General features: G+C 41.5%; 17 protein-coding genes. 3 read left to right on the forward strand and 14 right to left on the reverse strand.

The genetic code is table 11. The annotated features are described in order from the left end of the window. Window positions 1-35 precede the first annotated feature (35 nt). From polA to QTN47_RS23270, 9 genes are all read right to left on the reverse strand, one after another. Window positions 36-2,897 carry a DNA polymerase I gene (gene polA, locus QTN47_RS23230; protein ID WP_369331832.1) on the reverse strand — a complete coding sequence of 954 codons (2,862 nt, stop codon included), beginning with the start codon at window positions 2,895-2,897 and terminating at the stop codon, window positions 36-38. Window positions 2,898-3,539: 642 nt separating this feature from the next. Continuing rightward, a complete protein-coding gene (locus QTN47_RS23235; RefSeq protein WP_369331833.1) occupies window positions 3,540-4,058 on the reverse strand; it encodes a class IV adenylate cyclase in 519 nt (172 codons plus the stop codon). A gap of 11 nt (window positions 4,059-4,069) precedes the next feature. Continuing rightward, window positions 4,070-4,531 (reverse strand): hypothetical protein, encoded by a 462-nt coding sequence (locus QTN47_RS23240; protein WP_369331834.1) that lies wholly within the window; start codon window positions 4,529-4,531, stop codon window positions 4,070-4,072. Between the two features lie 126 nt (window positions 4,532-4,657). After that, window positions 4,658-5,473, reverse strand: a complete 816-nt coding sequence (locus tag QTN47_RS23245) for a M48 family metallopeptidase (RefSeq protein ID WP_369331835.1) — start codon at window positions 5,471-5,473, stop codon at window positions 4,658-4,660. 315 nt (window positions 5,474-5,788) lie between these two features. Next, the gene (gene plsY, locus QTN47_RS23250; protein ID WP_369331836.1) at window positions 5,789-6,442 is read right to left on the reverse strand and encodes a glycerol-3-phosphate 1-O-acyltransferase PlsY; all 654 of its coding nucleotides are present in this window, start codon (window positions 6,440-6,442) and stop codon (window positions 5,789-5,791) included. Between the two features lie 75 nt (window positions 6,443-6,517). Continuing rightward, window positions 6,518-7,336 (reverse strand): 50S ribosomal protein L11 methyltransferase, encoded by an 819-nt coding sequence (prmA, locus tag QTN47_RS23255; protein WP_369331837.1) that lies wholly within the window; start codon window positions 7,334-7,336, stop codon window positions 6,518-6,520. Between the two features lie 193 nt (window positions 7,337-7,529). Beyond that, window positions 7,530-9,677: a polyribonucleotide nucleotidyltransferase gene (gene pnp / locus QTN47_RS23260; RefSeq protein WP_369331838.1), complete on the reverse strand. Its 2,148-nt coding sequence runs from the start codon at window positions 9,675-9,677 to the stop codon at window positions 7,530-7,532. Window positions 9,678-9,847: 170 nt separating this feature from the next. Continuing rightward, window positions 9,848-10,120, reverse strand: a complete 273-nt coding sequence (gene rpsO / locus QTN47_RS23265) for a 30S ribosomal protein S15 (protein WP_369331839.1) — start codon at window positions 10,118-10,120, stop codon at window positions 9,848-9,850. 315 nt (window positions 10,121-10,435) lie between these two features. Then, window positions 10,436-11,416: a GlxA family transcriptional regulator gene (locus tag QTN47_RS23270; protein ID WP_369331840.1), complete on the reverse strand. Its 981-nt coding sequence runs from the start codon at window positions 11,414-11,416 to the stop codon at window positions 10,436-10,438. Between the two features lie 282 nt (window positions 11,417-11,698). On the opposite strand from QTN47_RS23270, the gene QTN47_RS23275 reads away from it, so the two are divergent. Beyond that, complete coding sequence (locus QTN47_RS23275) at window positions 11,699-12,919, forward strand: SRPBCC family protein (protein WP_369331841.1); 1,221 nt, start codon at window positions 11,699-11,701, stop codon at window positions 12,917-12,919. 226 nt (window positions 12,920-13,145) lie between these two features. Here QTN47_RS23275 and QTN47_RS23280 read toward each other — a convergent pair whose 3' ends face one another. From QTN47_RS23280 to QTN47_RS23290, 3 genes are all read right to left on the reverse strand, one after another. Further along, window positions 13,146-14,252 carry a PA0069 family radical SAM protein gene (locus tag QTN47_RS23280; protein WP_369331842.1) on the reverse strand — a complete coding sequence of 369 codons (1,107 nt, stop codon included), beginning with the start codon at window positions 14,250-14,252 and terminating at the stop codon, window positions 13,146-13,148. Window positions 14,253-14,534: 282 nt separating this feature from the next. Further along, window positions 14,535-15,194: a 2'-5' RNA ligase family protein gene (locus QTN47_RS23285; protein WP_369331843.1), complete on the reverse strand. Its 660-nt coding sequence runs from the start codon at window positions 15,192-15,194 to the stop codon at window positions 14,535-14,537. 14 nt (window positions 15,195-15,208) lie between these two features. Next, entirely contained in the window at window positions 15,209-15,823 is a 615-nt protein-coding gene (locus tag QTN47_RS23290; protein WP_369331844.1) for a 2'-5' RNA ligase family protein, read from the reverse strand. Between the two features lie 169 nt (window positions 15,824-15,992). On the opposite strand from QTN47_RS23290, the gene QTN47_RS23295 reads away from it, so the two are divergent. After that, complete coding sequence (locus QTN47_RS23295; RefSeq protein ID WP_369331845.1) at window positions 15,993-16,487, forward strand: LexA family protein; 495 nt, start codon at window positions 15,993-15,995, stop codon at window positions 16,485-16,487. Window positions 16,488-16,830: 343 nt separating this feature from the next. Then, window positions 16,831-18,120 carry a Y-family DNA polymerase gene (locus QTN47_RS23300; RefSeq protein WP_369331846.1) on the forward strand — a complete coding sequence of 430 codons (1,290 nt, stop codon included), beginning with the start codon at window positions 16,831-16,833 and terminating at the stop codon, window positions 18,118-18,120. 87 nt (window positions 18,121-18,207) lie between these two features. Here the strand turns inward: QTN47_RS23300 and QTN47_RS23305 are convergent, their stop codons facing one another. After that, window positions 18,208-18,996 carry a prolipoprotein diacylglyceryl transferase gene (locus QTN47_RS23305; RefSeq protein WP_369331847.1) on the reverse strand — a complete coding sequence of 263 codons (789 nt, stop codon included), beginning with the start codon at window positions 18,994-18,996 and terminating at the stop codon, window positions 18,208-18,210. Window positions 18,997-19,169: 173 nt separating this feature from the next. Next, a complete protein-coding gene (locus tag QTN47_RS23310) occupies window positions 19,170-20,189 on the reverse strand; it encodes an aldo/keto reductase (RefSeq protein ID WP_369331848.1) in 1,020 nt (339 codons plus the stop codon). Window positions 20,190-20,208 lie beyond the last annotated feature (19 nt).

The following is a 20,208-nucleotide window of genomic DNA, read 5'->3' on the forward strand; positions in this document are numbered from 1 at the left end:
TCATTTTCAATTTTCAATTATCCATTGTCAACTGACTAATGCGCTGCCAGCCAGCTGTCTCCAACGCCTACCTCGGCCTCAACCGGCACATCATTCGGCAGAGGTAGTGCAATTTTCATGTTCTCCAATATCAACGGCTGAATGATGTCCAGTTCGCTCTTGACTACATCAAATACCAATTCATCATGCACCTGTAAGATCATCCTGCTTTGCAGTTTTTCTTTCTTGATGGCTTCGTGAATTTTGATCATAGCAAGCTTGATCATATCTGCTGCCGTACCCTGGATGGGAGAGTTGATCGCATTTCGCTCAGCAAAGCCGCGCACAGTAAAGTTGGATGAATTGATATCCCTTAGCCAGCGTTTACGTCCCATCAGCGTTTGCACATAACCATGTTCACGCGCAAAGTTTGTGGTGTTATCCATGTATTTGGTGATGCCGATGAATTCCTTTTTGTAATTGTCGATAATTTCTTTGGCTTCGGTTCTGCTGATGCCCAGGTTGTCAGCCAGTCCAAAAGCACCTTGTCCGTATATGATACCGAAGTTTACGCTTTTTGCTTTGTAACGTTGTTCTTTTGTTACTTCACCCGGTTCAACGCCATAAACTTTCGCTGCTGTAGCGGTGTGAATATCTATCCCTTGTTTAAATGCTTCGCACATATTGGGATCGCCACTTATCGCTGCAACGATGCGTAGTTCTATTTGCGAATAGTCGGCGCTGATCAATACATGATCACTGTTTCTGGGTATGAATGCTTTTCTTATTTCCTTGCCTCTTTCTGTCCTGATCGGAATGTTTTGAAGGTTAGGATTATTGCTGCTCAATCTGCCTGTAACCGCCACCGCCTGTGCGTAAGATGTATGCACACGACCTGTTTTGCGATTGATCATTAGCGGCAGTGCATCTACATAAGTGGACTTCAGCTTCGTCAATTCGCGGAAGGTTAGGATATCATCGACGATTGGGTTGGTTTGAGCCAATTTCAATAAAACATCCTCGCCTGTGGCATATTGGCCGGTTTTGGTTTTCTTGGCCTTAGGATCAAGTTTTAGTTTTTCAAACAATACTTCTCCTAATTGTTTAGGAGAGGCCAGGTTGAATTTAACACCCGCGCCTGCATACACATTCTGTTCAGCATCAGAAGCATCACTTTCCAATATTCTTGAATATTCTTTTAAGAAGCCTTCATCAATACGTACGCCTTCAAATTCCATATCGGTCAGTACTTTCACCAGCGGATTTTCTACTTCATAAAAAACCTTTTCTACTTCTTTAGCTTTCAGTCCCGGCTGCAACGCATATTTCAGTTGTAAAGTAATATCCGCATCTTCCGCAGCGTAGTCTTTAATTTTTTCTACTTCCACATCGCGCATATTCCCTTGCGCCTTTCCTTTCTTGCCTATCAATTCTTCAATGTGCACAGGTTCATAATTCAGGTATTGTGCACTCAGCAAGTCCATACTGCGTCTGCCTTCCGGCTCAATAACATAGTGCGCGAGCATAGTGTCGTAAATGTTTCCGGCCAGCTCAATACCATACCATTTCAGTACCAGCAGATCATACTTTAAATTCTGTCCGATCCATGTTGTTTCGGTACTATCAAACAATGGTTTGAAGATCTCTAATAACTGTTTTGTCTTTTCCTGATCAGCAGGTGCAGGTACATAATACGCTTCAAATGGTTTGTAGGAGAAGCTCATGCCAACAAGTTCAGCGTCGTTAGCGTCGATGTTCGTTGTTTCAGTGTCAAAGCAAATCTCTTTTTCTTTCAAAAGTTTTTGTACAAGATCCTTTGCTTTTTCATCTGTGTCGACGAGTATATATTCGTGAGGCGTATTGTTAATGTTTTTATCCGCATTAAAACCGCTCTCTACCGGTTCTGCCACTGCAGCTTTTGCGGGAGTTTTAGCAGGTACATCATTTCCAAATAAGTCCTTTTGACCGTTTTCTTTTGGTTCGGTTGTAGCTGCAAACATTTCGGTCTGAACAGCAACCGTGGTAGATTGAAACACATTGAATTCATCACCAAGAATGCGTTTGCCAAGCGTTTTGAATTCAAGCTCCGTAAATACTTCAATCAGGTCTACCTTATTCCATTCTTTGATCTTATAATCTTCTTCATGGAACTGTACGGGTGCATCGGTAATGATTGTCGCCAGTTTCTTGCTCAATAGCGCAGATTCTTTTCCATTGCGAACCTTTTCTCCCAGGGCGCCTTTTATGTTGTCAGCATTGGCAATAACGTTTTCAAGTGTGCTGTACTCTTTCAACAACTTGGCAGCAGTTTTTTCTCCAACACCAGGAATGCCCGGAATATTATCTACGGCATCACCCATCAGGCCAAGGATATCCACTACCTGCTCAACGCGTTCTATGCTCCATTTGTCACACACTTTTTGCGCATCCAATATTTCAACATCACCGCCCTGGTAACCGGGTTTATAGATAAATACATTCTTGTGGATCAAGAGTTGGCCATAGTCTTTATCAGGCGTAACCATGTATACTTCATAACCCTGGTCTGCAGCCTGCCAGGCAAGTGTTCCGATAACATCATCAGCTTCATATCCATCAACTTCTACAACAGGAATATTGAAACCTTTGATGATCTTTTTGATATCGTCTAATGAATCAAGCAGATCCTCGGGCGCTTCCTGCCGGTTGGCCTTATATTCAACAAACTCTGTGTGTCTTTCAGTTGGTGCGTGTGTGTCAAAACATACAGCGAGGTGCGTAGGTTTTTCTTTATTGATCAGGTCGTATAATGTATTGGTAAAACCGAACTGAGCGTTGGTATTGCGACCTTTAGATGTAATACGCGGATTGCGGATCAACGCATAATACGCACGATATATCAGTGCCAGTGCATCTAGCAGGAAGAGTTTTTTTGCCATGCGGCTAAGTTAATGATTTGGACCGGAAAAGACAGTAAGATCGTAAGACGGGGAAGACATGTAAGACACGTAAGACACGTAAGACAGTAAGATCGTAAGATTGTAAGACCGTAAGATGTGTAAAAGTTATGTGAGTGCATCTTGCGATGGATTGTCTTGACCTGGATTTGTTGGATTTAGGAATTGACGGGATTATTGATTGGGAAAGATGGAGGATAATTTCGATTTGAATGTACTCGATCTTGCTATGGATTGTCTTGACCGGGATTTGTTGGATTTAGGAATTGACGGGATTATTGATTGGGAAAGATGGAGGATAATTTCGATTTGAATGTAGTCGATCTTGCTATGGATTGTCTTGACCTGGATTTGTTGGATTTAGGGATTGACGGGATTATTGATTGGGAATGAAGGATGATGATTTTGATTTGATTGTTGCGCATCTTGCAATGGATTGTCTTGACCGGGATTGATGGGATTTAAGGATTGGCAGGATTTAGATGCAGATTGATTTTTTATTTCTTATACGTCTTAAGATATTACGCATCTTGTGGTTTTTCCTTCTTACACGTTTTATATGTTTTACGCGTCTTACATGTCTTACGGGTCTTACGATCTTACTGTCTTACGTGTCTTACGGTCTTACTCTCTTCCCACCATGTCGCTGTAGCTGTTTTGAATAAGGTCTTCTTCTTTTATTCCGAAGGCTTCCATTAACTGTTGGCATTGTTGATGAAGTTCCTCTACAGTTTTGTTGGGGGCGGTGATGTTGCCGGCTTCAATTTCAACAAAGCTGCCGAGGGTTTCAAGCTCGTCAAGATGGATTTTTACGTTGTCAAGAAAAAAGATCTTTCTTTTTTTCTCAACGATGACTTTTACGCCAAGTGCATTTTGAAGCAGTAGTTCCAGTTCGGGACCTTGTGCAATTTTTACCAGGTCAAAATCGGACTGCTTGGGACCGGCCTGGTCGTTCCGCTGATAGAAAATAAGGCTGTTTTCAATGTTGCCCTGCCGCAGTTTAAGGCGGCCGTTCGGAACATTAAAATAGGTGTCTTTTTGATGATCAGTACCTTTGAAAACTGCATTGTGTTGCAACAAAAATGCTTCCACCTTTTCGGGATGGAAGCATCTTGCTTTTATTTCAACATTAATATGTTTCATGGAAATTGATGTTAAGCCATTTCCATTTTGGATTTTTTGGTTGATTTTGTTTTTGCAGGGGCAGGAACAACCTCTTCAATCACATCCAGTTTCTGAAATCGCATTGCTGTCCAAACATGGTCCAGTGTTACCTGAATGGCAGCCTCATAGCTGTTATCACTCAAGATCTGCCAACTGCAGTCCCTGTTAAGATCGCTGGCGATTTTGCTGGCAGCTTTAGGATAAGCCACCCATAACTTGCTTTCACTATGTAGCGCCGGAAACACTTCTTTTAGAATTGTACACATCTGGTTCTGATTGACGGCAAAAACCAGTGCGAAATCAATTTTTTTACTTTTTAATAACGGCGTAACATTCTTTGAGTACGATAACTTAACAAATTGCTTTTCAATGGATGATGGAAGACCTTGAATAAGGATATTCTTCTCATCCTGAATCTGCAACTTTTCAAACAAACTTTGCTGTGTAGACATCCTTAAAAAATAATTGAGGTTTTTAAAGAATCGGAGTGCAAAGGTAAAAAATCCTGCTGGTAGATACTAAAAAAAGCCCACCTTTTTTCGAAAAAGTGGGCTGTCTGCTTAAGTTTTAGCGTTTTTTTATTTAGTTACAGGCTTATAGTACTGTAAAGCTTCAGGCATTAATTGCTCCAACTTTTGAATTCTGTCCTGATCGCTGGGGTGATCGCTCAAAAATACCGGAGGTTTTTCACCACCAAGATTCGCCATTCTTGTCCAGAAAGGAATAGCTTCTTTCGGATTATAGCCGGCCATCGCGGCGAATATCAAACCATAGTGGTCAGCCTCTGTTTCCTGCTTTCTTGAATTAGGAAGCAAAACACCTACTTGCGCTGTAGGCGCATAAACCTGGTTAAAAATATTGACTGCCTGCGGATTATTGCTCATGGAAAAAGCTGCCGATCCTACTTCCTGTATTCCTGCCGCCAATAATTGCTCGCTCATTCGTTCTCTCCCGTGTCCTGCGACTGCGTGAGTAATTTCATGACCAAGCACAATTGCTAACGCGGCCTCATTTTGTGTGATGGGTAAAATACCTGTATATACCACTACTTTTCCGCCGGGCATACACCATGCGTTTACTTCCTTGCTGTCAACGAGATTAAACTCCCATTGATAGCCCTTTAATACATCGCCCTGACCTTTTTGTGTATAATACTGTGTAATGGCATTGGCAATTCTTGTACCTACGCGCCTTACCATTTCTGCGTCCTTACTTGTTGTTGCGGGAACTACTTTGCTTGTAGCGAGGAATTGCTTGTATTGGGTTACTGCTGTTGCCTGCATTTGCTCTTCTGACACTAAAGACAACTGGTTTCTTCCGGTAATTGCATTCCTGCTGCAACCTGCAATAATCATTGCTGCAATACACGGAATAAATAACATTTTCCTGTTCATAAGAATTTAATGTTTTAAGGAGTATAATTCAATATCTATACCAAAGGGCTGCAAAGGTAGGATTTCGATGTTAGATGTATGATGTTAGATGTACGATGTTGGGTTAGGCTTAAGGTGTGTGAGGTATAAGGTATCAGGTATCAGGTGTGAGGTATCAGGTATTGGTTAATGCGGCTAGGTCTTGCAAAGTTTTTTTACAAAATGCAAATAAAAAAAGACGGCGTAAAGCCGTCCTTCAATTCAATTATGTAGAAAAAATCTTCTAAAGTCTGTCATAACATCCACACATCGTACACCGTACATCTAACATCTAAATTACTCCCCTCTTCTCCTCTGTCGCCTCCTGTCCCTGTACTTGAGAATGGGAACTTTGCTTTCGGTGCCGTTGATAAGCCGGTTGATATTTTTTTGATGGGTAAGAATCACCATTAGTGCAACGAGAACAGAAAATATTCTGTAAAGTGTCACGTCATCGTTGAATATAAAAAGAATGAATATCGCAAATGCGATGCTGGAAAGTATGGAACTAAGAGAAACAAATCTTGTCAGGTATAAAACCAACAGGAAAACACCCACACAGCATACAGCTACCAATGGTTGCATCGCCACGATCATGCCGAACAAAGTGGCTACACCCTTTCCTCCTTTAAAATTAGCCCAGATAGGAAAAATATGACCAAGTACTGCAGCAAGCCCAAGACCGATCATCAGGTTGGTACGGTCCCATTCGCTGTGCATATAAAATGGAAGGAAAATATACAATGAAGTGGCTGCTACACCTTTCAGCATATCTATTACCATTACGAAAGTGCCCCATTTGCTGCCCAACACACGGTAGGTATTGGTAGCGCCTGCATTGCCGCTTCCGTAGTCTCTTATGTCGATCCCAAAGAATCTTTGACTTACCCAAACAGAGGTAGGAATAGATCCAATCAGGTATGCTAACACAATAAGTAGAAGTTCCTTCATTGGTACATTGGTTAAAGTTGGATAACAAATATAGGTGTATCGGTCCTTAAAACCGAATTTCAGCATCGGTATTTATCAGGATTTAGCCTTAAAAACCATACAAATCCATTGTTTTTTTGAATTAGTGGTGAGATGCGTTATATCGTATTTTTTTAATGCGTCTGATATTTCGCTTTCATCCTCAACAAGTAAACCGCTCAACAGAAGATGACCTGAAGTGCTGAGCTGAGTTATCAGCGCATCGAGGTTGGATAGAATAATATTTTTGTTAATATTAGCCAGGATCACGTCATACTGTTTGCCTGTAACTGCTGTATCTGCCAGTTGCAGTGTAACGTTACCGCAGTTGTTTTTTTCTACATTTTCAGTTGCATTCTCAATGCTCCATTCGTCATTATCTATGGCGTATACAGATGCCGCACCCAGTTTGTCCGCAAGTATTGCAAGAATGCCGGTGCCTGTACCAAAATCAAATACAGTTTTTTGATCAATATCGAGTTTGCCCATTTCCTCAATCATCATAAAAGTTGTTGCATGATGGCCTGTGCCGAAGCTCATCTTCGGAGTGATCAGAATTTCGTGCTGAACATCTTTGATCGGCTCATGAAAATCCGCACGTATCGCAACAAAATCGTTTACAACAACCGGATCAAAATTCGATTCCCACACCTTGTTCCAGTTTTGCTTTTCAATTGTTTCAGATATGTAGGAGAGCTGGTAAACAGCAAGTACATCGGCCAGCGCTTCCTCTGAAAAAAGATCACGGGAAATAAAAGCTTTCATACTGGTTTCTTCTTCCACAAATCCTTCATAGCCTTCATTGCTTAATAATGCGACCAATATTTCCTTTTGCTCTTCCGTTACCGGTTGAATGGTTACCTGAATGTAGTTCATAGTATAGTGTGTTATACGTGATGGGTTGATACAATCGAATTGTATATGATGATGGCCGTTTTTATTAACGAAACAGGCTAACATTTTTGTTAGCCTGTTTGTTGAGTTTTATTTGAATAAGCTGATCGTGTAAGTCATATGATATCCGGCATCGCCTGAAACGTATAACGCACAACGTTCAACTTATAACATTCTAATTGTTGCTTTCTTCTCTTGGCTTAGCCTCAGGTTTTGGCATCAATACTTTTCTGCTAAGTTTGAATTTACCGGTCTTAGGATCAAGGCCAATCAATTTTACCTTAACCATATCACCTTCGCTCAATACACCTTCCATTGATTCAAGGCGTTTCCAGCTAACTTCGCTGATATGCAGCAGACCTTCTTTTTTAGGAAGGAATTCTACAAACGCACCATAAGGCTGAATGCTTTTTACTTTAGCCTCGTATACTTCACCAACCTGGGGAACTGCAACAATACCTTTCACCCATTTCAGTGCTTTTTCAACACTTTCTTTATTAGTAGAGAAGATGCTTACTTCACCAAAGTTACCAACTTCCTCAATGTTGATGGTAGTACCTGTTTCTTTCTGAATTTCCTGGATCACTTTACCACCTGGTCCGATAACTGCACCGATAAATTCTTTATCAATGATCAGTTTTTCCATACGTGGCGCGTGAGCTTTCACTTCATCGCGTGCTGCAGGAATTGCTTCATACATAGATTCAAGGATGTGCAGACGCCCTTTGCGAGCCTGTTCCAATGCTTCACGCATTACATCCATGCTTAAACCATCTACTTTGATATCCATCTGCACGCCACAAATACCATCGCGGGTACCTGTTACTTTGAAGTCCATATCACCCAGGTGATCTTCATCACCAAGGATATCAGTAAGAATAGCGTATTTGTTATCAGAATTTCTTGTGATCAATCCCATTGCAACACCACTGACATGTTTAGGAACAGGAACACCTGCGTCCATCAATGCCAGTGAACCGGCACAAACTGTTGCCATGGAAGAAGAACCGTTACTTTCCAATACATCACTTACCACGCGAACAGTGTAAGGGTATTCATTGCCCGGCATCATTTTTTTCAAAGAACGCATAGCCAGGTTACCATGACCAACTTCACGACGTCCCGGAGCTCTTACAGGTTTTACTTCACCGGTAGAGAAAGGAGGGAAGTTATAGTGAAGGATGAATTTTGTGTAATTACTTACAGCAGCGCTTTCAATTAACAATTCGTCCAGTGGAGTACCCAATGTTACGGTTGTTAAAGATTGAGTTTCACCTCTTGTAAAGAGCGCTGCACCGTGTGGAGAAGGCAGTACATCTACTTCCATAGCCAACGGGCGAACCTGATCCAGCTTGCGTCCGTCTAAACGGGTGCGATCATTAAGGATCATGTCGCGCACCAGTTCCCACTGAAGATCTTCGTAATATTTTTTAGCCAGTTTCTTTGTCTTGTCATCAGCTTCTTCACCCAGGCTGGCAATTAATTCATCTTTCAATACAGAGAACGCATCGCTTCTTTCATGTTTAGAAGTACCGCCTCTTGAAATCTGGTTAATTTTTTCAGTACAGAACGCATTTACTTTAGCGCGCAATTCTTCGTTCTGTTCTGGTTTAGTATAATCACGTTTGGTAGTAACACCAACTTTATTTCTTAATTCTTGTTGAGCTTTGATCTGCACGCGGATTGCATCGTGAGCAACTTCCAATGCTTTAACCAGGTCTTCTTCGCTGCACTCGCTACTTTCACCTTCCACCATCATCAGGTTCTTTTCAGTAGCGGCGATGATGAAGTCCATATCAGCTTTTGCCAACTGAGAACGGGTAGGGTTAACTATCATTTCGCCGTTGATTCTTGCGATACGTACTTCAGAAATAATTTCTTTAATGGGAATATCTGAAACAGACAATGCTGCACTTGCAGCTAAACAAGCCAATGCATCAGGAAGAATTTCTGCGTCGCTGGAAATTAATGTGATTAGAACCTGAACATCGCAGTAGTAATCTTCAGGGAATAAAGGACGAAGTGCACGGTCAACCAGACGGCTGATCAGTACTTCATAATCGCTTAAACGGCCTTCACGTTTGAAAAATGAGCCGGGGATACGTCCCGCAGAAGCAAATTTTTCCTGGTAGTCAACGCTTAAAGGGAAAAAATCCTGTCCTTCTCTGGGTTCCTTGTTAGCTACTACGGTGGCCAATAATATATTGTTGCCCTGGCGAACTGTAACTGAGCCATCTGCCTGGCGGGCCAGTTTGCCGGTTTCAATAATTACCTCTGAACCATCTGGGAGTGTAAAGCTTGATTGAATAGGTTGAGATAACATAAATAGTTTTTTGAATACGATCTGCGATGTACAAGGCGGGATAGTACGTATGGTACAATCGTAATCGCGGTTAGTTAAAATATTTCCGTAAAAACAGGCTTATGTACAAAAACAGCTATTCCCAACCGTATTATTGTCAGTTGGGAATAGCCTTATACATAACGTAAGATTTATTTTCTGAGGCCCAGTTTTTCGATCAGTGCACGGTAACCTTCAAGGTTATGTTTCTGCAGGTAGCTCAGTAAGCGTTTACGCTGACCTACCATGTGCATCAAACCGCGATGGGTAGAATAGTCTTTTTTGTTTGCCTGTAAATGGGCAGAAATATTGGTGATACGCTCGGTTAATAAAGCGATCTGACCCTCAATAGAACCAGTGTTCTCAGCTTTTCCACCAAAGTTTGCAAAAATTGTTGCTTTTTTTTCTTTTGTTAGATATGACATCTCAATTTCTTTTTAAATGAGCATCCAAAGTTTTTCTTCTTCTTAATTTGGACGGCAAAGGTATATCAATTTCTGTGGAAAACCGGAAAAAATCTATATTTTTTTCAAGAGAAGACCGTAAGACAGCAAGACCGTAAGACGCGTAAGACAGGTAAGACGCGTAAAATAGTCAGACGTTTAAAGATGGGAAGAGCTGAAAACTAAAAATCTACAAATAATTATTTATTTTCATTTATCTATTCCATCAATAATAGTCAGCCCTCAAAATTAAGCCAAAACCTCTTACTGTCTTACACGTCTTACGGTCTTACTGTCTTACGTGTCTTTATTGTATCTCTTCCTGTATTCCAGCGGCAGCATACCTGTAATCTTCTTAAAGGCACTGCGAAAAGCTTTCCGGTCCGAATAACCAACTTCGTACATCACATCATTGATATTCTTGCTGCCTGCTTCCAGGTTCTTTTTCACGAATTCAATCCTGGCCCGCTGTATATATTCAATAGGTGTATTGGCGGTGGCCTTTTTAAAGCGGCGTTCAAAATTACGTTTGCTCAGGCCATATCTTCTTGCAAGTTCAGACACTGAAATTGTTTCGGTTACATTGTTCTCTATATAATGTTGTGCTTGTTTAACCGGTTCATCAATATGATCTTTTTGACCCATAAAGATAGAAAAGGGTGACTGGCAGTTCCTGTCAATATCAATCTGGCCGACCTTGGAACAATAAATGGCAATTTCACGGCCACAATATTTTTCAACAAGATGAAGTAATAAGTTAAGGAAGGAATAAGCGCCGCCGTTGGTATAAATGCCTTGTTCTTCGGTAATTACTTTGTCGGTTGTCAGTTTTACATTGGGAAACAGGGAACGGAATTTATCACCAGCCTGCCAGTGTGTAGAGCAGCTTTTGCCATCCAGCAACCCAGTAGATGCAAGTACGAAGGCGCCGATGCAAAGACTTGCTACTTCTGCTCCGTTATTATATTGCTGCACGATCCAGGGAGTAAAAACCTGGTTGGCCCTTAAACTTTGTTCATTTAGGGCAACGGGTGGTATTATAATAAGATCTGTTTTCTTTACTTCTCTGAAATTGGTTTCCGGCTGAATAGAGAACAGACCATCGTTCAGTTTTACTTCTTCTGAATCTCCTACCAGTTCAATTTTAAATGCAGCTTTTGTTCCTCTTGCGGCAAAATAGTCATTAACAACAGAGAACATTTTGTATGCTCCTATTACGCTGATGATGGTGTTTTGTATAATCTCTCCTTCCGGAATAAGAATAGAAATATGTTTCATTACATGGCGTTTTGCAATTAGATAGCTCAATGAATTATCAGAGGGTAAAAGTTGTTAAGCAGGGAATGAATTATATGCAGTAGTTGACGGAAAGCAATTTGTGAATTATATAAGCTCTTCAGTATACAGTGCCATTCTAAGTTATTTATCCGGTTTCTTCTCAAAGGTAATAAAAACTGTTTGTCGCCTCACACCCCCATAGTTGTCGCCCGTGCCAACCTCTATTCTTGTATATGGCTGCTACCTTTATATCGTTGAATCTGTCCTGCACTTTCAAAGTGTATGACAGATTCAACGATGACAGCACACATTATTCAGAATAACATGGATCCAAAAGATTTCCACTGTACTAATCAGGTTAAAGAAACCGTTGAAAGCAGTTTTAACGCCATTAACAATGTTGCAGGATGGTGGGCAACAAATGTTGCCGGCAGCTCTCAGCAAGTTGGCGACAGGTTCACCGTAAGATTTGGTAAAACCTATGGCTCCTTCCTTGTAAAAGAAATTATTCACGGAAGGAAAATTACATGGCTGGTTGAAGATTGTTATCTCCCTTTATTTAAAAATGCGAAGGAATGGAAGGGTACAAAATTGCTGTGGGATCTTTCTTCTACGGAAAATGGCTCGATCATCAGTTTTACACATAAAGGATTGACTCCGCAACTGGAATGCTATCCTGATTGTATAAAGGGATGGAGCTTTTACGTGAAGGAAAGTTTATGCAAACTCATCACCGAAGGTAAAGGTTTGCCGGGCACAGGAATATTTGGCAGGATCTTTAGCGGCGACAGAAAATATGAAGGGATCTTATATTTTAAGAACGATGCTTTACCGGATTATATAGATGGTTATCTGTTTGTCGATGTCAAATCAACATCGGGCGAAACTGTCACAGCAGCTTATAACGCAGGAGAATATAAGAAGGAGACTTTTGATGCCAGTAACCTTTTGGGAGAATATTTTATGGTGATTGAAAATAAACCTGTGTATGAAAACATTGACCCATTAAATGATATACTTAATTTAATAAGAAACCATATGGAACACAAAGACTACACCGCTAGCATTACAGTAAATGCTGATGCAAAGACAGCTGAACAGGCAATCAGCAAAGTGCCTGGGTGGTGGACGGAAGGTTACACCGGCAGTTCAGAAAAACCGGATGATGTTTTTACAGTTACTTTTGGCGAAACGTTTGTAACCTTTAAAGTAACGGAAGTTATTCCCGGTAAGAAAATTGTCTGGAAAGTAACAGACTGCTACCTGCACTGGCAGAATGATAAAAAAGAATGGAATGGTACTGAAGTTGTATGGGATATAGAATCTAACGACAACTCAACCTCAATTACAATGACGCATGTTGGGCTTGTTCCTGAAGTAGAATGCTACGAAAATTGCAGGGAAGGCTGGGATTTTTACATATATAAAAGCTTATTTAAGTTATTAACGGAACACAAAGGGATGGCTGATTTAAAGAATAAAGTGGCTGCGCAGGCAGATTAGCATACAACCCAAGATGCAACTATTTAATGCCGGTTAATATGTAAGACCGTAAGACCGTAAGACCGTAAGACAGTAAGACAGTAAGACAGTAAGACAGTAAGACAGTAAGACAGTAAGATCGTAAGACCGTAAGATAGTAAGAGTTTTTCAATTCATGAATCTGCCAAACTTTCAACAGTCATCTTACGCGTCTTACATGTCTTACTGTCTTACGGTCTTTCTATGGCTAAAACAATCTGCCCTGCTCGCCCGGCCTTCTGAATTTGCTGCAATCCAGTTCCCATCTTTCTGCATTCAGGTTGTAAAGCTTATTGTATTTGTGAAACTGCTGACGCACCAGGTCGCTGATGGGGCCTTCTCCGCGCATACGCACGCCAAAGCGACTGTCGTTTACCTGCCCGCCGTGGCCGTTTTGGATCAGGTGCCATACTTTATCAGCGCGGTCCGGAAAGTTTTTGTAAAGCCAGTCGTGAAACAAAAATTGAATGGACCCATTCAACCTGATAAAAGTATAAGCAGAAAAAGTGGCGCCGTTTTCGCTTGCAGCTTTCATGATGCGTTGCATCTCATGTTCATTCAATCCGGGAATCATTGGCCCAAGCATCACACCCATACGGACGCCTACGTCACTTAACTCTTTAATAATGCGGAGCCTTTGCTGACCTGTTGTGGTGCGTGGTTCCATAACCCTGCGCAAATCCTCATTAAAGGATGTGATGGAAACAAGAATGCTTATCAGCTTCCGTTTGGCCATCTCCTGGATAATGTCTTTGTCGCGCAACATGCCTGCATTCTTGGTGATCATGCCAACAGGCTGATTAAACTCCAGGCATACTTCAAGAAGCTGTCGCGTAATACGGAATTTTTTTTCAGCAGGCTGATAGCAATCTGTATTACCGCTTAACGAAATTGGCAGGCATTCCCATTTCGGATTCATCAGGAATTTGCGTAGCAATTCAGGCGCATTCTTCTTTACAATGATCTTTCTTTCAAAATCCAGCCCCGCACTATATCCCCAATATTCAAAAGAGTTGCGCGCATAGCAGTAAATGCAACCGTGCTCACATCCCTGGTAAGGATTCATGCTGTAGAACATTCCTACATCAGGACTCTCTACTTTGTTCACAAGTGTTTTGCCGTGTTCTTCTATGTAGGTTGTCTCTGTGTTATGTTCTGTCCAGTCATCGATGCCCTCTATATGTTCTTTAACTCTTTCAGTTTTTAAAAATTTATTTTTCGTGTTGAACTGTGCACCCCTGCCCTTAAAATAATCATCCCTGTCTTTATTCTGCGGCCGGGGCTTTTCGTTGGGATTGTGTTCAATGTTTTTCATAATAAAAAAATAGTGAATGGTCAATAGTGAATAGTGAAAGGTGCAGCAGGCTTAATTGACAATTGAAAGTTCCTGCCCGACTGAAGTCATTCAGGCGGAGAAAATTGACAATGAAAACCTCTGTGGAACTCTGTGTCTTCTCGTGGCTTCCTCTGTGTAACAAAAAACACCTGAATGTGGCGAATCAAAAAGTTTTCGGCCAACTCTTTAAGTAAGCTTCGCGTTAGTCCACCGAAACGTTTTCTCTCTGATCATTTTCACTTCTCCATTCTCAATTATCAATTAAAAAAGCGTTGCCTGCACTGCACTTGTTATCTTTTTTCCTTCAAAAGAAAATCTTGCAATTTCTTTGTACCTGTTAAACTCCCTGTCTGACCCTCTTTTCAGCAACAACATATTGTCTGCCATAAAGCCGCCCGTAAAGTGCGTGTTACTCAGTTCCAGCCATCCTTTTTGGTATTGCCAGGGAAGTAATTTTCGTGCTATTGTTAAATGCGGCTCCGTTATGAAATATGGCTTATTTGCCTGATCGATTTTCATCAGACGCTGTGCCTGTCTTATTTCCCTCACTGCTTCAACAATTTTTACTTTTGTCGACACATTAATGTAAATAGTGTGTTCAGGAAAACTACCAAAACCGTCCAGGTCAACTTTAAACGGACTTATCTGATTGGCTATTGAACGCAGTTTATTAATAATACGGGATTCTGATAAGTCATACTGCACAAAATTGGCCAGCGTTATATGCGGCTTGGAGTGCTTTGCAACAGGACAATCAAACTTTATTGCAAATTCTTCTTTGATATCTTTAATGCGGTTATACAGTTCCTCGTGAGGCTCAAGAACAAGTAGGTATTGTATAGGGACAAGGCTATCCACCAATTTAGATTCTTTTGATCTTAAGACTTCACTCTTAAATTCGGCTAGTGTTTTTACCTGCATAGGTTAAAGTTTTATCAGTCATACAATGGATGTTGTACAGGCGTCAGCCCAAATTTGTACACCTGCCTGTAAGGTTCGTTTTCTGATCGCCTTTTTAGGAGCACCAATTCATTTACATAAAATGAGGCGAAGAATGATCGTTGCGAATAATCAAGCATTGCCTTTTCATATACACGTTCATGCAATTTCCTTGCTATTGTAACATGTGGATGTTTGCTAAAGCTCAATGGTTTGCAACCATTGCTTAAAAGATATTGATCAATTGCAGAAAACTGTGTCGCCAGCTTTTTAAAAGGTTCAGTGAATTGCACCCGCGCGTAGATGGTATGCGGCGGAAACCCGCTGTAATTGTTCAGCATAACTTCAAATGATTCCTGCATGCTGACGATCCTGTGCATCCAGCGGATAATGGTGTCTTCCATTTCTTCACGCGCATTAAAACATGCCACTTTAATAAAAGGCTTCGTGGTCAATGCACTATCATCCTGGTAATCCTGATGAAAGAAATATTTTTCAGCCATGATCATTTCCCGCGCTTCTGCAGAAGGTTCTGCGATCAATATATATTCAGCCTCGTAATATGAAGCAACAACAGGAATCGACGAAGTGAAGGTTAACTGGTAGCTCATTCTTTCGTGTTTTAAATGTTTGAAATTGGTTTAAATAGTTTCCGGGCGTAAAATCTTCATCTTCTTTGTCTTATCAAATGCCGGTCTTCTGCCGCCCAAGAAAAATTTTTTCAGACAATAAATTTAGCATAAAATTGCTAAATAAATTAGTAATTCAAAAATAAATTATATGGATAGGGAAGAATTTTATGAACCCGCTTATAAGGGTTCTAAAGATTTTAACCAGTGGGATGTTAAGACAGCCAATGCCACTGGTTTTGGTGCCGCTGCAGATGATTATATGGAGCGCGGCATTGATTTAAATGAGCAACTTATCCGTAATAAACCGGCCACTTTTTTCTTTCGCATGAACAGCGATGCGATGGTGGGCGCCGGTATACAAAATGGTGATATACTAATTGTTGATAAAAGCATCCGGGCGACCAACGGAAAGATAATTGTCGCGGCTGTTAACGGGGATCTTCTTGTGAGGCGCTATCAGCAAACGATGAATCGCGTCTCCCTGATGGCCGAAAATAAAAAGTACAGTGATATAGATATGGGTGAATTTACTGAATATCGCGCCTGGGGTGTTGTTACCTGCGTTATTCATATACTGGATGCGGCGCTGCAGGCCGCAACGGCGCCGGCGCAGCAAGCAAACAGGAGGAGGATCAAGTATTAATGTGCAGATGTGCGAATATGCAAATGGGTAAATGAATTGAGAATTGAAAATTGAAAATGAGGACGAATTGGTGGATGTGCAAATATGCAAATGCGAGAATGAATTGAAAATTGAAAAGGGATAATTGAAAATGATGGCGAATTAGTAAATGTGCAAATATGCAAATGTGCGAATGATTTAAGAAACTGGTTAAGCATTACGCGTGATCGATAGAAATTAAGTTAATGCACCTAACGTACTTCGTACCTCGTAATTCGTACTTGCAAAGCGCAGGCAAAAGAGCAGTTAAGTTGATCAAAATTAAACAGTTGCTGAAAGCTTATAGCTGACAGCTCACAGCTAAATGAAAGCCATAGTTGATTGTAACAGTTTCTACTGCTCGTGTGAGCGGGTGTTCAGGCCTGATCTGATGAACAGGCCTGTGGTAGTGCTTAGCAATAATGATGGGTGTATTGTTTCGCGGAGTGATGAAGTTAAGGCACTTGGTGTTGAGATGGCTGTTCCTTATTTCCAGGCAAAACCGGTCATTGAGAAACATGGTGTCGAAGCTTTTTCTTCTAACTACAATCTGTATGGTGATTTAAGCTGGCGCGTAATGGAAACCTTACGTGAAATGGTTGGCAAAAACAACGTAGAGATTTATTCTGTTGATGAGGCCTTTATTGACATGCAGCATATTCCTGCTGAACAATTGCATGAAACAGCCATGCGCATGCGTCACACAGTTGAACAATGGACCGGAATCGCTGTCTCAATTGGCGTGGCTCCAACTAAAGTGCTGAGTAAACTGGCCAACAGGCTGGCGAAAAAGAACAAAAAGAAAACACAATGCGTATTAGTATTAAATGATCCTGAAATCATTACGGAGGCTTTGATAAGAACGCCGGTAAGTGAAATTTGGGGTGTAGGGAGAAGTTATGCTGAAAAGCTGGTGAAGTGGGGAATTGACGATGCTTATCAATTAAGCAGGATGCCCGAAGAATGGGCAAGGAAAAATCTTGGGGGTGTGGTAGGTGTGCGATTGATCAGAGAATTGAAAGGTTATCATGCAATTGATATGGACGATGAGCTGGACTCCAAGAAGATGATCGCCACGACGCGCATGTTTGGAACGCCGGTTTCAGATCTGCAGGATATAAAGGAAGCGGTTGCAACGTACACTTCAAGGGCTGCTGAAAAATTGAGGCGGCAATATGGTGCAGCGAGTGTTGTAAGTGTATTCGTGGTGCCGCGCGAAGAACGAAAGCCAGATGAAAAATATTCACATGGTACTACCGTAAGCAGGCATATTGTACTTCCTTATGCAACATCTATAACGCAGGAGCTGATCAAGCCTGCGCTACAATTAACAGAACAGGTGTATGTAAAAGGGTTGAAGTACAAAAAAGCCGGCGTGATGCTGAGTGGAATTGTAGATGATTCAAGCATTCAGGGCAATTTGTTTATTGACGAGTCTCAGCAGAAGGAAAAGAACAGGATGTTAATGGCCATGATGGATAACATCAATTTCAGCATGCGCGATGATGCCTTGAAGTTTGCCGCCAGCGGCACTGACCGCAACTGGAAGATGCGCCAGGAATTTCGTAGCCCCCGTTATACAACAAGATGGAATGAACTGCCGGAAGTGGGGTAGCTGTCAGCTACGAGCTATTCGCTATCAGCTTGTCACCGCTAGCTTCGTTGTTTTTAATGATATAATTCTAACCTTGTAATTTCTTATTTAAAGATCACTTGTATTCCGGCTCATTGCTGATTGCTGATAGCTCACAGCCAACAGCGAAGGCTGTATGAAATACCGGTAATAGTACACGAGTCCTGCCAGTGCAGTGAGTTGAATAGTGGAAAGCCCGAGTACCAATGTATAGCGTGGTTTTGCAAAGTCGAGTATTAATCTGAAAAAGCAGTACGCGATCATGAATATTTTGAATCGTGCGCCGTCGGCAAGCGGATATCTTTTTTCAAACGCAACGAGGCATAGCCATAGCATAAGGAGAAATGCAATCTCATACAAGCATACGGGATGTCTTTTAACATTATCGCCTAAATACATTCCTAAAATACTTGTGGTAGGTGAGCCATAAGTTTCTTCGTGGATGCCCATACTAAAACAGCCAACGCGACCAATGGTTAATGCGAGGATCATAGGGTAAGTGAAGAGATCGCCGGAAGAGTGTTTTTCGCCGATTATTTTTTTGGTCAATTCTACTCCTGCCAGTCCGCCGAGAAAACCACCCAGCACGGTTTTGTTGCTGTAGAAGTAAAGCCATTTGTTGGATGCATGTTGAAGTGCGTTGAAATTTTCTAGTCCGCCAATCAGCCTGCTGCCGAACAGTGCACCAAAAATTGCACCTGTTAAGATCCAGATCCTGTTAGAGGATTGTATGGTATCGCCTTGCTGTTTGCGTAACCACAAGAAATAGCGAAAGCCAATAAAGAAGCCAAGCGTTTCAAAAATGGTGTGCCAAAGAATGGTAATTGAGCCGAGTTGTATGGTGAAGGGAAACTGCATATTTTTTGAACCACGGAGACGCGGAGACACAAAGAAACACCGCGAAATACGTTTAGCAAAATCTAAATTTTAGAAGCAAGGGTCAACACCTTTGTTTTACAACTCAATTTTATCCTTGTTGCATAATTCTTCTAATATACGTTGTACATCTCAGTGTCTCCCTGTCTCCGTGGTTACCGCCTTTCTATCTTATCATAAAAGCCGCCGAAGTTGTTCAGCCTCACCCCATCTTCCCTAAAAAACTCACCCGGGAAGCCCAGGTTAATTTTGCTTGCTTCATCCAATCGTCGCAGATCTTCTTCACTCAAAACAAGATCAATCATTTTCAGGTTCTCTTCCAGTTGAGAAAGCTTTGTTGCGCCTACAATCGGAATAGAAGAAATGCCTTGTTGCCTTGTCCATTGCAACGCAACATGAGAGGGATAAACATTTAATTTATCCGCAATTGCAATCACTTCTTTTGTAATGCGTGCGCTGTTTTCGTTCAGCCTGTTGCTTTCCGGTTTTATCCGGCCGATATCTCCCCGTAAGTATTTTCCGGTCAATGCGCCTCCAGCCAAAGGAGCCCATGGCGTTAACGTCATACCATAATGCTTTGCCATGGGAAGTAATTCTCTTTCCGGTGTGCGCTGAATTAAACTGTATTCCACCTGTAAAGCGATAAACTGGCTCCAGCCCATCAATTCCGCTAATGTATTTGCCTTGCTTACAATCCAGGCCGGTGTATCACTGATGGCTGCGTAATTCACTTTGCCTTGTCTGATCAAATCATCCAGTCCGCGTAATATTTCATCAACCGGTGTAAGGTCATCCCAGATATGTAAGTATAATACATCAATGAAATCCGTATTCAATCGTTTCAAACTCTCTTCTACACTGCGCATCATATTCTTCCGGTTGTTGCCGGAAGCGTTTGGGTTGGTAGTGTTGTCCTTCAATGAATACTTGGTGGCAATTACCCAGTAATCCCTGTCGCGTGAGCTGACAAACTCACCAATGATCTTTTCACTCGTTCCGAGTTTATAGATGTTCGCAGTGTCCAGGAAATTCCCACCCGCATTGCCAAATGCCTCCATTATGGCAAAACTGCTTTCTTTGTCGGCGCCCCATCCACTCTCTGTCCCAAATCCCATCGTGCCAAGGCACAATTCCGATACCTTTAATCCCGATCTTCCTAAAAGTTTGTATTTCATTAGTTAGAGTTTTTATAGC

The organism is Danxiaibacter flavus, assembly GCF_041060425.1.
GTDB lineage: Bacteria > Bacteroidota > Bacteroidia > Chitinophagales > Chitinophagaceae > Danxiaibacter > Danxiaibacter flavus.